The organism is Pseudogracilibacillus sp. SO30301A, from assembly GCF_037072025.1.
Lineage (GTDB): Bacteria > Bacillota > Bacilli > Bacillales > Amphibacillaceae > Pseudogracilibacillus.
In genome coordinates, this window is record NZ_JAXHDD010000015.1 from 1 (window position 1) to 15,523 (window position 15,523).

10 protein-coding genes are annotated in these 15,523 nt (G+C 36.2%); 4 read left to right on the forward strand and 6 right to left on the reverse strand.

Translation table 11 applies throughout. The annotated features are described in order from the left end of the window. Positions 1 to 314: 314 nt before the first annotated feature. Genes SPD89_RS09365 through SPD89_RS09375 form a run of 3 tightly spaced genes read right to left on the reverse strand, consistent with a single transcriptional unit; the run spans position 315 to position 4,921 of the window. A complete protein-coding gene (locus SPD89_RS09365; RefSeq protein ID WP_336261693.1) occupies positions 315 to 1,136 on the reverse strand; it encodes a S1C family serine protease in 822 nt (273 codons plus the stop codon). Between the two features lie 18 nt (positions 1,137 to 1,154). Further along, on the reverse strand, positions 1,155 to 3,176 hold the full coding sequence (locus SPD89_RS09370) for an ABC transporter ATP-binding protein (RefSeq protein ID WP_336261694.1): 2,022 nt from the start codon (positions 3,174 to 3,176) through the stop codon (positions 1,155 to 1,157). 11 nt (positions 3,177 to 3,187) lie between these two features. Beyond that, entirely contained in the window at positions 3,188 to 4,921 is a 1,734-nt protein-coding gene (locus SPD89_RS09375; protein ID WP_336261695.1) for an ABC transporter ATP-binding protein, read from the reverse strand. Between the two features lie 172 nt (positions 4,922 to 5,093). On the opposite strand from SPD89_RS09375, the gene SPD89_RS09380 reads away from it, so the two are divergent. The 3 genes from SPD89_RS09380 to SPD89_RS09390 all read left to right on the forward strand — a co-directional run bounded on the left by SPD89_RS09380 (position 5,094) and on the right by SPD89_RS09390 (position 9,792). Beyond that, the gene (locus tag SPD89_RS09380) at positions 5,094 to 5,654 is read left to right on the forward strand and encodes a beta-class carbonic anhydrase (protein WP_336261696.1); all 561 of its coding nucleotides are present in this window, start codon (positions 5,094 to 5,096) and stop codon (positions 5,652 to 5,654) included. Between the two features lie 542 nt (positions 5,655 to 6,196). Then, positions 6,197 to 6,637 (forward strand): MarR family winged helix-turn-helix transcriptional regulator, encoded by a 441-nt coding sequence (locus tag SPD89_RS09385; protein ID WP_336261697.1) that lies wholly within the window; start codon positions 6,197 to 6,199, stop codon positions 6,635 to 6,637. A 5-nt stretch (positions 6,638 to 6,642) separates the two neighbouring features. After that, positions 6,643 to 9,792 carry an MMPL family transporter gene (locus tag SPD89_RS09390; protein WP_336261698.1) on the forward strand — a complete coding sequence of 1,050 codons (3,150 nt, stop codon included), beginning with the start codon at positions 6,643 to 6,645 and terminating at the stop codon, positions 9,790 to 9,792. A 27-nt stretch (positions 9,793 to 9,819) separates the two neighbouring features. On the opposite strand, the gene SPD89_RS09395 is transcribed toward SPD89_RS09390, so the two are convergent. Further along, on the reverse strand, positions 9,820 to 10,893 hold the full coding sequence (locus tag SPD89_RS09395) for an undecaprenyldiphospho-muramoylpentapeptide beta-N-acetylglucosaminyltransferase (RefSeq protein WP_336261699.1): 1,074 nt from the start codon (positions 10,891 to 10,893) through the stop codon (positions 9,820 to 9,822). Positions 10,894 to 11,033: 140 nt separating this feature from the next. On the opposite strand from SPD89_RS09395, the gene SPD89_RS09400 reads away from it, so the two are divergent. Further along, positions 11,034 to 11,327, forward strand: coding sequence for a type II toxin-antitoxin system PemK/MazF family toxin (locus tag SPD89_RS09400; RefSeq protein ID WP_336261700.1), 294 nt, complete (start codon positions 11,034 to 11,036; stop codon positions 11,325 to 11,327). Between the two features lie 74 nt (positions 11,328 to 11,401). Here SPD89_RS09400 and odhB read toward each other — a convergent pair whose 3' ends face one another. Next, a complete protein-coding gene (gene odhB / locus SPD89_RS09405; RefSeq protein ID WP_336261701.1) occupies positions 11,402 to 12,655 on the reverse strand; it encodes a 2-oxoglutarate dehydrogenase complex dihydrolipoyllysine-residue succinyltransferase in 1,254 nt (417 codons plus the stop codon). Further along, positions 12,642 to 15,494 carry a 2-oxoglutarate dehydrogenase E1 component gene (locus SPD89_RS09410; protein ID WP_336261702.1) on the reverse strand — a complete coding sequence of 951 codons (2,853 nt, stop codon included), beginning with the start codon at positions 15,492 to 15,494 and terminating at the stop codon, positions 12,642 to 12,644. The genes odhB and SPD89_RS09410 overlap by 14 nt, the downstream gene beginning before the upstream one ends. Positions 15,495 to 15,523 lie beyond the last annotated feature (29 nt).

Sequence of the window (15,523 nt, forward strand, 5' to 3'; positions counted from 1 at the left end):
CTGACCGATTATTCAGCGCAAACCCCATAATATTCAGCGGGATTTTCAATTATTCGGCGAATTACAAAATTATTCAGCGGTTTCGGTCTATAATTCAGCGATCTGACCGATTATTCAGCGCAAAGCCCATGACATTCAGCGGGATTTACAATTATTCGGCGAATTACAAAATTATTCAGCGCACTGACGGGATTCAGCGGTTTGGGTCTATAATTCAGCGATCTGACCGATTATTCAGCGCAAACCCCATGATATTCAGCGGGATTTTGAAATTTTTTACATAGAAGTGTTTCACTGATTTTGTTTTCACACTATCACCTATTCTTTTCATCATAATAATAATCGATTGGAATAAAAAGTCCGACACGCCCTTCTTCCTTATGATGCATCGTGGCAAATACGACACCGATTACTTCCCCATTTTCGTCTATAACTGGGCTACCACTGTTTCCCCGGTACACTGGGGCATCTAGCATAACGACCGGAAGATCTTTACTCTTTACTCCTACATAATCAATAATAGTCCCTTCGTTAGCGATTCCTTGGAACTTTAATGGATTTCCGATAAAATATATCTTTTCATTTGGCTTATATAGGAATGTTTTGGCTAAAGGCAAATAAGGCAGATTATTTCCATCCACATGTAATACAGCTAAATCAATTTCTGGATATGTTTCCACAACCTCCCCTGTAAATAATCCTTCTTCAGGAAAGGCAACAGTAACCGTATTATTCCCTTCGATTACATGATAATTCGTTAAAATATCGCCATCCGCATTCATTGCAAAGCCTGTTCCTTTACTCTCTTCAGTTTCAATAACGACTATAGCTTCCTTATATGTCTTAATATCTTCTTGTTGTGACAATTTGGCTGATGTCATTAGAAAGTCGACTGCTGGAATAGAGAATGTCTGTGGTAACAAAGCAACTACATGAAACATTAACGCAAGTGCAATAAGCCAAAACATCCATTTAGGAAAGGGAGATTTTGGCTTTTTGTCTTGTTTTCTCTCTTTTTCTTTTTGAAGGGCGTCCTGCCGCGCTTCTTCTACTAATTCATATAATTCCTCTTCATCAATTTCTTCATATAAATCTTCATCGATGATGTCTTTTTCATACTTTTTCATCTGCTTCATAGACACCTCTTTAGCCCATTAGCCAACCTGCTTGGCACTGCCTTTTTGCATTTGATACATTTGATAATAAATTCCTTGCTCTTCAATTAACGTTTCATGTGTTCCAGTTTCCTTTATTTTACCACTTTCCAGGACAAAAATCTTATCCGCATTTTGAATCGTTGATAAACGGTGGGCGATAATTAACGTCGTTCTACCTTTTTTCAACACTTCCAATGCCCGTTGGATAATATATTCTGTTTCTGTATCAATGTTTGCTGTTGCTTCATCCAAAATTAAAATGGCCGGGTCAAACGCTAAGGCACGTGCAAAAGATATGAGCTGTCTTTCCCCAAGTGAAAAAGTACTTCCCCCTTCAGTTACCGCCTCATCATAACTGTTCGGTAATTTCTCAATAAATTGATTAGCTCCAACAGCTTTTAATGCATTAATCGCTGTTTCTCGCTTTATTTTAGGATCATTCATCGTCACATTTGAAATAATCGAACCAGAAAATAAAAATGGATCTTGTAATACAATTCCCATATATGACCTCACTTGTTGTCTCGACCATTCTCTTGTAGACGTACCATCAATTGTGATCAATCCTTTTTGTGGATCATAAAAACGAAATAGCAAATTCATAATCGAACTTTTCCCAGAACCTGTATGTCCGACAAAAGCTGCAGTTTCACCTGCATTTACTTTAAAAGAGATATTTTTTAATACAAACTCATCTTCCAAATAAGCAAACGATACATCGCAAAAAGCAACATCCCCTTTATAACGGGGTATTTTCGCTTCTACTACTTCTTCCCCTTCATGATCCATCAATTTAAACATTCGGTCTCCTGAAGCCCTCGCCTGCTCAATAAGTGGAAACTGATTGACAATTGCTGTTACTGGCTCGAAAAAACGCGTCAAATAATCGACTAAAGCATATAACATTCCAATAGAAATAATACTGTTAGGTTCTAGAGAAAAAGATCCGAAGTACCAAATAAAGCCAACGAATGCAATGTTTCGAATGACATCAACAAAATTAAATGATGTTAAAGCACTTAATGTGACTAAATTTTTTTGATTTGAAAAAATTTCTTCGTTCAATTGTTCGAATGATTCCATTGTTTTCCTTTGAACTTGAAATGCTTGAATGATGGACATTCCTTGAATTGCCTCATTAATGTTTCCATTTATTTCACTATTTCTCTTGCGAATGACTAAATTGTATTTTAAGCCGAAATGTTTATACACTCTTGCAAGACCATAAATGATCGGGATAATTAATAAACAAATGAGAGCAATACTCGGATTTAAAATATAAATAGCGACTAAAATTCCAGCCATATAAATGATCCGTGTGATGACAATCGATAAAACACGCTCATATAATTCTCGGATTGCTTCTGTATCATTTGTAATTCGTGCAACAATTTTACCTGCAGGTTGATCGACAAAATAATCGATTGGAATTTTTTGTGTATGTAAAAAAATATCATTACGCATTTTTTTAACAACTCTGTTGGAGACTTGTTGTAGTAAATACGTCTGGAAATATTGAAAGACACCTGCAATTAACAGTAATCCAACATAGAGACCTAATAGAAACAAAATCGGTTTTTGTTCAGGCTTAAAAAAGGAATATAGTTCTTGAAGCGATAATTGTTTTGCCTCTACTTGAACGGATTGATCTGTTCCGATCGTAAGCATACCATTTTCTACTTTTCTGCTTCCTTCAAACGGGACATCTTCTTCCACTAAAAAATATTCTTTCTCAACAGCTACAATCGTCACTGTTCCAAGCGTATGCTCTCTAGTAAGCCGGTCTTTTCTAATAAAATTTCGGTTCTGATAAGAGACAGTATTATTATTTGTTTCTTCAACCTCATGCCATGTCCCTTCAATACTTAAAATATGATCATCGATAATTACTTTGGCAATAAAAGGTCCAGCTAACTCTAATGCAGTTGCTATCATTAAGCAAATAATTCCTAAAATAATCCCTTTTTTATATAGGGAAGCATATTTCAGAAGACGCTTTTCCGTTGATCCTTTAAACATAAGCGCACCTCCTAATTCTCTAATTGTTGCTTTTCATATTGCGTTTTGTACCAGCCATCAGCTTTCATTAATTCTTCGTGGTTTCCTTCTTCCATAATTTTTCCATCTTCTAGTACAATAATATGGTCTGCATGAGCGACTGCTGATAATCGATGTGCAGCAATAAACGTCGTTTTCTCCTTCCGTTCCCGTTTTAAATGTGCGATAATATTCGCTTCCGTTTTTCCATCAACTGCAGATAAGGAATCATCTAAAATTAAAATTTCAGGATCTTTAATAAAAGCTCGTGCTAACGCAACACGTTGTTTCTGTCCCCCAGAAAGTGTTACTCCGCTCTCTCCTACTTGCGTATCCAGCCCTTTTGGCAACTGCTTAATATCATCTAAAAAATGAGCCAATTCCATTACCCGAAAAATTTCTTCATCTGTTGCATCCTCTTTTCCAAATTGGATATTCTCACGAATCGATTTAGAAAACATTATTTGATCTTGCGGTACATAGCCGATCCAATTTCGTAATTGGTTTAAATGTAATTGCTCTATTGGAACGCCTGAAAAGGCAATCTCTCCTATCATATTCGGATACTCTCTGAGCATGAGTTTAAACAATGTCGTTTTACCAGCACCTGTTTTACCTACGACACCAATCGTTTCGCCTTTTTTCACGGAAAGATCGTTAATTTCTAATTGATTGCTTTTTGTAAAAGGATAAGAAAACTTCACATTTTTAAAATGGATTTCAGATATGTTACTTACTTTGATTGGATTTAGTGGGCTTTTTACGTCTGCTTTATACCGAAGAATTTCATTCACTCGATCCACAGAGGCATTCCCTCTTTGTAACACATTGATTAACTCACCAACCGCAAACATTGGCCAAATCAACATCCCTAAGTACACATTAAAAGAAACGAGATCACCTAGTGTAATTTGATTTCGGAATACGAGCATTGCTCCATAACCGAGTCCAATCGTATATGAAGTGCCTACTAATATTTTCATTGTCGGCTCAAATAAAGCATCAATCCGAGCAACTGCCATATTTTTTTCATAAACGTCATCCGTCATTTTATAAAACCGTTCTTTATCCTGACGTTCCTGTACAAAGGCACGAAGTACACGAACCCCACGGATGGATTCAAGCACTTCATTATTCATATCTCCAAACGCATTTTGCGCCTTCATAAAACGAGAATGAATAGCTGATCCATACTTACTCATAATGATAGCCATTATAGGTAGCGGGATAAGCGCTGCAAAGGTCAATTTCCAGCTGATCGAAAACCCCATCATCGCGATAATCATAAACATAAATGTAGTCGAGTCAACTAAAGTTAAAATACCAAATCCAGCGGTCAAAGCGATCGCCTTTAGATCATTTGTACTTCTGGCCATTAAATCCCCTGTTTTATATTTACTGAAAAATGTTGGCGTCATTTTCAAAAAATGCTCCATCAAGCGACTTCGCATCTTTTTCTCTAAAATTACTGCTCCACCAAATAAAGTATAATCCCATAAGAATGTAATAACATAACCAACAACGATGATGGTAAGATAAATCAAAATTACTGCAAATAATAGTTTAGAAGTTAATGAGTCGAAGCGGATATGATCAATGGTGTAACCTAACAATTTTGGAGGGATTAATCCGATTGCACTAGCAACTATTAATGCGGTTATTGCAAATGTATACCGCTTCCAATAATCTTTAAAAAACCAACTCAGTTTTCCTAAAACATCAAACATGCCTCATCCCCCTTTTTATCGAAAATTTCCACAAATCCCCTTCATGTCTATTTAATTATAATGTTTCATTTTTTGATGTCAATATGACAAAATGATTACTAGCCAACCAACTGTATGCTATAATGATTGCTATTATAGAAAAAAATGGCAACATTAGAAAGGAGCTTTATGTATGTCTAGAATACTGAAAATGTTGGACTATAATAAACAATTCGTTGCAAATAAAAATTATGAGCAATTTTTATCAAATACGATTCCAAATAAAAAAATGGTTGTTTTCACATGTATGGAATCAAGATTAGTTGAACTTTTACCAAAAGCTTTAAACATCCAAAACGGTGATGTTAAGATGGTTAAAAACGCCGGCGCAATCATTCGAAAATCTTTCGATAGTATTATTAAAAGTATTCTCGTGGCTGTTTATAAATTACAAGCAGAGGAAGTAGTAGTCATCGGACACCATGATTGCGGGATGTCTTGTGTCGATACCAATGACTTAATGGATAAAATGAAGGATGAAGGAATTTCAGATGAGACATTTAAAACACTCGATTATTCTGGAATTGACTTTCATAAAGAATTTCATGGATTCGAAACAGTTGAGGAATCTATTGCTCAGAGTGTAGAAATTATCCGTGAACATCCGCTTCTCCCGTCGCGTGTCCTCGTACACGGGCTTGTCATCGACCCTAACACTGGAGAAGTCGATGTCATTTCATTGGATGAAAGATAACAAAGGCGCAAACGCTCGTTCAGTCTAAAAACGGCTTTGGACTGAAATACCTTTCTCCTGCTAAAATTGTGACATATCTTGTATGTAGAAGTTTGCTGTAACACTCTCAATAGAACTCAAAATTTTAATAACCAATCGTTGAATTCGGTATCTCTTGCCGTTTTTCAACGATTTTTTCTTAGAAGTGCGTGTTCAAAAAGGGGGATAAAAAGGACCAAGAAGTTTGAGGCGGCGCAGTTTCGAGCAGCGGAATGTATGCATTTAGATACATGAGTAGCGGAGAAACAAGCATTCGTGCGAAATTTGCAGTGTCATTTTTACCGGACTTTTTGAACATCCTCTAGAAAAGATTCATATTATTTTTAGGCATAATATTTTTTATAATAACTTAATATACTTAGTGTATATCTTCTTTTCCATCAATTATTATGTTGATCGGACGTTATTATTTTAATAAGGGAATGAATTTTGTATAATAGTTCATATAGTGAACTAATCATGATATGAACTAATTTAAGTCTATAAAAAAGGGGACCTTATATGTGGAATTACACCAATTAATCAGTCGCTATCAACTTGCGATAAATACAATATATCGAGGAATAAACAATATTCTAAAACAAAATGTAAAACATGATATAACGCCAGATCAATTTACAATATTACAACATATTCATACTAAAAAAATCTGTACGAGTACAGAAATAGCTAAATACTTTAGTGTCGGAAAAAGCGCTGTAACAGCTCTTGTTACTAGATTATTCGATAAAGGACTTATTGAAAGAATACGAGATAAAGAGGATCGACGGATCGTATATCTTAAATTAACAGAAGCGGGTAGTGAGCTTGTTGAACGAACAGAACAAGAACTTTATCAAGTTATCGAGGAAAAGCTCGATCATTTTGATCATGCTGAAATTGAAGGCTATATAAAATCTTTAGAAAAGCTCGCAACATTAATGATTGATATTGAGAAAGGATAGAATATATGAAACAAATTATTAAATTTCGGTGGTGGATCGCGTTTCTTTGGGTCGTTGTTGCAGTGGCACTTCTTTTATTTGGACCAAATTTACAAACGCTAGTAGCTGAAAAAGGTCAGATGACTGTTCCAGATGACAATACATCCATCCAAGCTGATAAGCTATTACAAAAAATGAATGAAGATGGTACAAGTGCTTATGATGCTGTATTAGTTTTTCATAATGAAGACATGTTAACAAAAACAGATGAAGAAGAAATAACAAAAGCAATCGATATTTTACAAAAAAATCAAGAGAATCTAGCAATCTCAGATATTATCGACTTTAGAGAAGGGGAAGAAGTAAAAGATTTAACAGTAGCTGAAGATGGCACTACGATTATTGTTCCTTTTAAAGTTTCTGTTGAAGATCGCTCAGCTAATGAAGCTCGGGATATGATAACAGAGTTGATTGCCAATATACCAGTAGATCATCATGTAACAGGGGAAATCTTTTTACAGGAAGATATTATAATCAATTCCGAAGAAGGGCTTGAGAAAACCTTATCTATAACTGTTGTTTTAATATTGATCATTCTTTTTCTCGTGTTTAAATCATTTGTGGCACCTCTTATTCCATTACTAACTGTTGGAATCAGTTATTTAATTTCTGAAGGGATTGTTGCAATTCTTGCTGATACGATGGATTTTCCGCTTTCCACATTTTCGCAAATCTTTATGGTTGCGGTAATGTTTGGAATCGGAACAGATTATTGTATTTTATTGATTAGCAGATTTAAAGAAGAAATTAATCAACATGAAACAATTGGAGAAGCGGTCATTGCCACATATCAAGCAAGTGGTAAAACAGTATTTTTCGCTGGACTTGCTGTATTAATCGGGTTTTCTACAATCGGTTTTTCGTCATTTACTCTCTATCAATCTGCTGTTGCAGTTGCAATTGGTGTTGCTGTCATTTTAATCGCACTCGTTACACTCGTTCCATTTTTCTTAATTTTATTAGGTAAACGGCTTTTTTGGCCATTTGATAAAAAAGTCGAACATAAAGAAAGTAGAATTTGGAAAACAGCTGGGGTATTTGCATGGAGGCGGCCAATTTTTGCTTTATTCATTATTGCAATTATTACGGTACCATCCTTATTAACTTATAATGGAGACAAATCGTATGACTCTTTAGAAGAATTAAGCGATGGATTTGGTTCTGTAATCGCATTTAACTGGATAACAGAAAGTTTTGGACCTGGTGAAACGTTACCAACAACTGTAGTAATGGAAGTCGATGAGCCGATAACGTCAGCAGAAGACTATCAAGCAATCGAAACAATTTCTCAAGAAATAAATCGTATTAAAGGTGTTGATTATGTTCGGAGTGCAACTCGTCCTGCAGGTGATGTTATTGAAGACTTTTTAATGGAATCGCAAACTGAGCAATTATCTGACGGTTTAGGTGAAGGAGTAGACGGATTAAATGAGGTAGAAGATGGACTCCGGGAAGCGGCTGATGAGTTAAAAAATGAGTCTCCAAAACTGAATGACGCAAAAGACGGTGTCGGTGAATTAATGGATGGAACAAATGCTGCGAATGATGGAATTGGACAAATTCAAACTGCTTTAACAGAAATCGAACAAGGAATTATGTCTGGTTCTAGTGGGGCTGGTGAAGTAAAAGCTGGACTTGAGGAAGTGAAAAGGAATCTTGATGAGACAATCGCTGGAAATAAACAAATTTTAAGTGGATATACACAAATTGCCGAAGGATTAGCCGGGTTTGGTGAAATGGACTCTGTTAATTTATCTCAGTTAAAACAAGCGGTGGAAGGTGCAAAAGCAAGTGTTGAAGGAATGAACCAAATCTCCATTGCTTATAATCCTAACCTTGAAACTGACCCAAGTTATCAAGAGGCATACCAGAGTGCAGTTGGAGTATTAGATGGTTTAGCCGAAGGAGTTAATCAAATTGAAGAAGAATTAGGGAAATTGTCTGGTGCAAGTGAACAGTTACAAACTGAAGTAGTTCAACCACTAAATCAGTTAAACAATAGTTTTCAAGAGGTAATAAGCGGACAAGAGCAGCTATCTACAGCACTCGATGAATTAATCGCTGGTATCAGTCAACTTGAGTCAGGTTTAAGTGAAGCAGCAAGCGGGCAAAAACAAGTTGTCAACGAATTCCCTAATTTAAGAGAAGGATTATCTCAAATTTATGGCGGACAATCAGAACTTAAAAATGCGTTTGAGGAATTACAAGAAGGTTTAGATGAACTCTCTGGTGGCTTAGTCGAAGGTTCAGATGGGCTTTCACAGATTGACGAGGGATTAACGACAGTTCAAGAATACTTAGGGGATTTTTCTGTCGATCAAGAACCTCCTGTCGTCATCATACCTGAAGAAGCTGTAGAAAATGATGACTTTTTGGAAGGAGCTAATGAGTATCTTTCAGATGACAAAAAAGTCGTAAAGTTTGATGTCATTTTAGATTATAGTCCGTATTCTCAAGAAGCAATTGAGTTAGTCGGTGATATTAATGATGCTGCACAAACCGGAATTGAAAATACTAAATTTGCAGGAAGTATGCCAGAGATTGGCGGTGTCAGCAGTTTAAATAATGATTTAAAAAATGTTTCAGACGAAGATTATTCACGCACAGCTTTATACATGTTAATTGGTATTTTCATCATTTTAGTGATCTTATTCCGATCATTAACGATGCCGCTTTATTTAATCGGATCCTTACTATTAACATATTACACATCCCTTGGTTTCGCTGAATTAATTTTCGTAAATATTTTTGGATATGACGGCTTAACTTGGGTTATTCCATTCTTCTCATTTGTTATGTTAGTTGCGCTTGGAATCGACTATAGTATTTTCCTGATGGATCGGTTTAATGAATATAAAAATGGATTTATCAAAGACGCATTAATCAATGCAATGAAAAACATGGGAACAGTCATCATATCAGCAACGATCATATTAGGCGGAACATTCGGTGCTATGCTCCCATCCGGTGTACTGTCACTCTTACAAATAGCGACAGTCGTTATTATCGGATTGGTGTTGTATGCATTTCTCATGTTACCATTATTTACTCCAATAATGGTACGATTCTTTGGAAAATATAATTGGTGGCCATTTAAAAATCAGATGAAGAGTTAAATTATAAAAACTCCCTCAGGGGAGTTTTTATTTTTTTGCCATTTCATGGATGAGTTGAATAACCATTTCTCGTGACTCTTTGCTAGAATACTTTTTCATATTCTCTTTCAATACTGGTGCAGCTTCCTCTAACTTTTCAACCTCTTCTAAAAGCCGCTCTTTTGAAAGCTCTTCTTCCTCTAAAACATGTGCAAAACCTTGTTCTTTAAACGACTTCGCATTATCAATTTGATCGCCTCGACTAGCAGCAAGAGACAATGGAATGAGCAGCATCGGCAAATCTAATGCGAGAAATTCAAAAATTGCATTCGCACCTGCACGGGAAATAACAAAATCAGTAATAGCAAAAATATCTTTTAGTTCTTCATTTACATATTCAAACTGGACGTATCCTTTTCGTTTAACTGTTGAATCTACGTTATTCCTTCCACAAATATGAATAAGTTGATATTTTTTTAAAAGAATGTCCAAATTCGCTCGTATCGCTTCATTTATCTTTTGCGATCCAATGCTTCCACCCATAATTAATATGACTGGCTTTCCTGGGATTAAGTTTGTTACCTTATATCCAAGGCTTTTATCGCCTTGAAATAACTCCTCACGAATTACCGCACCAACATGAGTTGCTTTTTTCTTGGGTAAATATATCATTGTTTCTGGAAAAGTCGTTAATACTTTTTTGGCAAATGGTGTCGTAATTTTATTTGCAAGCCCCGGAGTAAAATCGGATTCATGAATAATAGTAGGTACGCCTCTTAAACGTGATGCTACAACGACAGGTACAGAAACAAATCCCCCTTTAGAAAAAATGACATTCGGCTTCGTCTTTCGGATAACATTCCAAGCGTCTAGCATTCCTTTTAAAACTTTAAATGGATCTTTAAAATTTTCTAATGACATATAGCGACGTAATTTACCCGTAGAAATCGGATAATAAGTAACATTAGGTAAATCCTTTATCAGGTCACGCTCAATACCCTGTTTTGAACCGATATAATCAACTTCCCAGCCCTCTTTTTGAAAATACGGGATAAGCGCTAAATTAACAATTACATGTCCAGCCGTTCCCCCACCGGTAAATAATATACGTTTTTGTTTCATCTATGTAATTCCTTTCCTAAAAACAATCCCACTTACAATCTTATTCCACTTTACATTATATATTACTTGGAATGGGAGTGAAAATAAATATACAAATTTTTATATGTAATCGTTAGGCGCAAATCGAGCACAAGTAGATCGTGAACAAAAAGGAAGGCGACCTGCCCTTATCTCCAAAATCATTTAATCAAGTAACAGGGTTTGCAATCACTTGTCCTATTATAAATCAAAAAAACTATCCATTTGAGGTTAAAATCCCAGAAGGTTTAAAAATTGAAGGTGTAATATTGACTGACCAAGTCAAGAGTTTAGATTGGAAAGAAAGAAAATCTGAAACGAAAGATAAATTACCCGAACGAGAACTTAACATCTGTATAAGAAGAAATTCAAAAGATTATATTTATAGATTCCTAAAAAATACATTTAGCCAGTAAGCAAACATTAGTTTCTATCTACTAAAATCCCGCTTGAGACTAAACTCTCCAGCGGGATTTCAATTTTAATATTATTATCCTTGTAATAATAAATCATATGGATCTTCAAGCATTTCTTTGATACGTACTAAGAATTGAACAGCTTCTTTACCGTCAACGATTCGGTGGTCATAAGATAATGCTAGATACATCATTGGACGTACTTCAATTGTATCGTCTGGCATGACTACTGCACGTTTAACAATATTGTGCATTCCGAGAATACCAACTTGTGGTGCGTTTAAGATCGGAGTCGATAACATTGATCCAAAAATACCACCATTTGTTATTGTAAATGATCCGCCTGATAAATCATCTAATCCAAGTTGGTTATCACGTGCTTTTGACCCTAAACGAACAATTTCACGCTCAATACCTGCAAAGTCTAATTTATCCGCATCACGTACAACTGGAACCACTAATCCGCCTGGAGCAGATACTGCAATACCAATGTCATAATATTCTTTAATAATTAAGTTTGTTCCATCAATTTCTGCATTAAGCAATGGGAACTCCTTAAGTGCAGCAACACTTGCTTTTGTAAAGAATGACATGAAGCCTAATTTAATATCATTTTTAGCAACAAAGCTTTCTTGGCGCTCTTTACGCATGTTCATGACTGCAGTCATATCTACTTCGTTAAATGTCGTTAACATTGCAGAATTATGCTGTGCTTCAACTAAACGTTTAGCGATTGTCTGACGACGACGCGACATTTTTTCGACTTTAACCGGCTTAGTGAATTCTTGTGTTGATGCAGCAGCTGGCGTTTGTTTTGCAGCCGGTGCTGGTGCTGATTGGGCCGCTTGATTTGCAGCTTCCACATCTTCAGGACGAATTCGACCAAGTGGATCCTGTGGTTTAACCTTCGTTAAATCAATGTTTAGTTCACGAGCAAGTTTTCTTGCAGCTGGTGAAGCTACAACACCTGAATTATCTACAGTTTCTTCTGTGCTTTCAGCCGGTGTAGATGATTCTTCTTGTTTAGGAGCTTCGACTTTCGCTTCTTCTTTTGGTGCGTCAGCGGAAGGTTCACTTACTGCTCCTGCTTCTGCATTTTCGTCGACTTTTGCAATCGTATCACCTACGCTTACGTCGTCCCCTTCTTCAGCTAATACTTCTACAAGTACTCCTGCATAATCTGAGTTAACTTCAACATTTACTTTATCTGTTTCCAGCTCGACAATAGGATCACCTTTTTCAACTTTATCACCTGGATTTACGAGCCATTCTGCAATTGTTCCTTCTGTTATAGATTCAGCTAGTTCTGGAATTTTAATTTCCTTCACTACTATTTCCTCCCTTTGCTGGATTAATCGCTTCTGTTACGACTTTGTTTTGAATAATTTTATGGATATTCGGCTCTCCTACTGATGTAGCAGCTCTTTCCGGACGACCAACATATCTAATTTTTTTGTCGTCTACTAGTTCACGTAAATACTCTAAAACAAAACGCCAACTTCCCATATTCTTAGGTTCTTCTTGTACCCAAACAACTTCTTCTAAATTAGGTAGTTGGGCTATTTCTTTTTTCAATTGTTCCATTGGGAATGGATATAATTGTTCAACCCTTAATGCACGCAACCAATCGAAATTCTCCTCCGAATTTGCAATTGCTTCTTCAATATCAACCATCACTTTACCAGATCCGAGTAAAAGACGTTTTGCATTTTTCTTACTCACTCTTAAGTTAGGTTGATCGCGCAATGGTTCAAATTTACCCTCTGTAAATTCTTTTGCTTCAGATGCTACTCGTTCATTACGTAATAAACTTTTCGGAGACATTACAACTAACGGTCTTGCTTCTTCACGTCCATGCATTTTTGCTTGTCTGCGTAATAAATGGAAGAATTGTGCAGATGATGTTACATTTGCAATGATCCAATTATTTTCTCCAGCCATTTGCAAGAAACGTTCTAATCTGGCACTTGAGTGCTCTGGACCTTGCCCTTCATAACCATGTGGTAATAACATGACCATATTGGATTTATCGCCCCATTTTGCACGAGCAGATGAAATAAATTGATCAAAAATTACTTGCGCAACGTTCGCAAAGTCACCGAACTGTGCTTCCCATATTACTAAAGTTTCCGGTGATTGCACACTATAACCATATTCAAAACCTAGCACAGCTGTCTCAGAAAGCGGGCTATTATGAATAGCAAATGACGCATTAGCATCTTCTAACCCGTGCATTGGGCAATATTTTTCCCCTGTTTCTGTATCATATAAAACAAGATGTCTGTGAGCAAATGTTCCACGTTCAGAATCCTGCCCGGTGAGTCTTATCGGAGTACCATCTTTTAAGATTGATGCATAAGCTAATGCTTCTCCTTCGCCCCATTCTGCTTTATGGCCTTCTGCAAGAATATTTTTACGTCGTTTAAAAACTCTGTCTAAACGTTTAAACGTATTAAAACCTTCTGGACGCTTTAGTAGATCTTCATTTAACTTTTTCAAATCTTCTAAAGGTACAGCAGTCTCATAATGGTCAATACTATTTGCTAGATAATCAGGCATTTTCACTTCAGAAATACCTACAAGTGTATCTTCTTTCATTGCACTATAAATATCTTGCAACTCTTTCTGAACTTTCGCTTTCATTTCTTTTACTTCATCTTCTGTTACAATGTTTTGTTCTTTTAAAACATTAGTAAAAATTTCTGTAACTGTTGGATGGTTATCAATTTCTTTATAAAGCTGTGGTTGTGTTGCTCTTGGCTCATCCATTTCGTTATGTCCGTAACGACGGTAACCGACAAGATCAAGTACAACATCTTTTTTAAATTCATGTGAATACTCATATGCTAATTGAATTGCACGTACGCACGCAATTGGATCATCAGCATTGACACGAATGATAGGAATTTCATAGCCCTTAGCAAGGTCACTAGTATAACGAGTAGAACGACTCTCTTTTCGGTCTGTTGTAAATCCAACTAGATTATTAGCAATAATATGAAGTGTTCCACCAACACGGTATCCTTCAAGACCACTTAAGTTCATTGATTCAGGTACAATACCTTCTCCAATAAATGCCGCATCTCCATGAATAAGTACACTAATTGCTTTATCTAAATCTTGTTTCGGATAACCTTTTTCTGTTCGTACATCTTGTGCAGCACGAGTAAAACCTGCAACAACAGGATTAACGAACTCTAAGTGAGATGGGTTGTTCGCTAACTTAATTCTTGTTGATGCTTGATCATTTTCTACAACACGGGTTGCACCAAAATGATACTTCACATCTCCTGTCCAACCATAGTTAATCCCCATCGAACCTTCAGAAGGAATTAATTCTTTATTAGGTGCATGGTGAAATTCTGAAAATATTTTATCGACAGGTTTTCCGAGAACATGTGCAAGCACACTTAAACGGCCCCTATGAGCCATTCCCATCATAATATTTTCAATTTTGTCAGCATTTGCCGATTTTACAATTTGATCTAGCACAGGTACCATTGATTCTAATCCTTCAATGGAAAATCGTTTTTGTCCAACAAAGGTTTTTTGCAAAAATTGTTCAAAACCTTCTATGTGTATTAATCTTTCTAGTAATTGTTTTTTCTCGGTATCAGAAAGTTCAAACTCAAAATTTCCAGAATCAATTCGATCTAAAAACCATTTTCTTTCTTCATCACTATTGACATGATCAAATTCAAATGATATTTTACCAGTATATTTTTTACGTAAGAACTCTACTACATCATATCCTGTTTCTAAGTTTGCAGGCGCTTTATCCCAAAGCCATGAAGCAGGGATTGCTCGTAGGTCATCATTATTAATATTGTACGTTTCTGCATCTAACAAGTTTGTTTTTTCATCCCAACCACCGACTGCATAAATATCGGCTTCTAGATGACCATAACGTCGGATTGCATCAAGGTACTTCATCGCAGCAGTAATTTTCCGCACATCATCTGTCGAAAACTCGCCACCTGTGTGCTGTCCGCTGTCAATATGATCCAACCATTTAGGGGCACCATGTTCATCAAATACTGCTTTTAAAGAAGGATCAACTGCATTCGGATCCTCTTTATATAATTCGTATTGTTCTTCTACATATCCCATGTTTGGACCATAAAAATTTTTCCAAAACTTCTCCCTAGGCTCTGCACTCTGTGCCACGTCTTATACCCCCATTAGATATTGACTTT

Coding starts and splice junctions, on each gene's coding strand:
- SPD89_RS09365 (WP_336261693.1), bottom strand. CDS start 1,136: ATGAAGCAGATGAAAAAGTATGAAAAAGACATCATCGATGAAGATTTA.
- SPD89_RS09380 (WP_336261696.1), top strand. CDS start 5,094: ATGTCTAGAATACTGAAAATGTTGGACTATAATAAACAATTCGTTGCA.
- SPD89_RS09390 (WP_336261698.1), top strand. CDS start 6,643: ATGAAACAAATTATTAAATTTCGGTGGTGGATCGCGTTTCTTTGGGTC.
- SPD89_RS09395 (WP_336261699.1), bottom strand. CDS start 10,893: ATGAAACAAAAACGTATATTATTTACCGGTGGGGGAACGGCTGGACAT.
- SPD89_RS09370 (WP_336261694.1), bottom strand. CDS start 3,176: ATGTTTAAAGGATCAACGGAAAAGCGTCTTCTGAAATATGCTTCCCTA.
- SPD89_RS09375 (WP_336261695.1), bottom strand. CDS start 4,921: ATGTTTGATGTTTTAGGAAAACTGAGTTGGTTTTTTAAAGATTATTGG.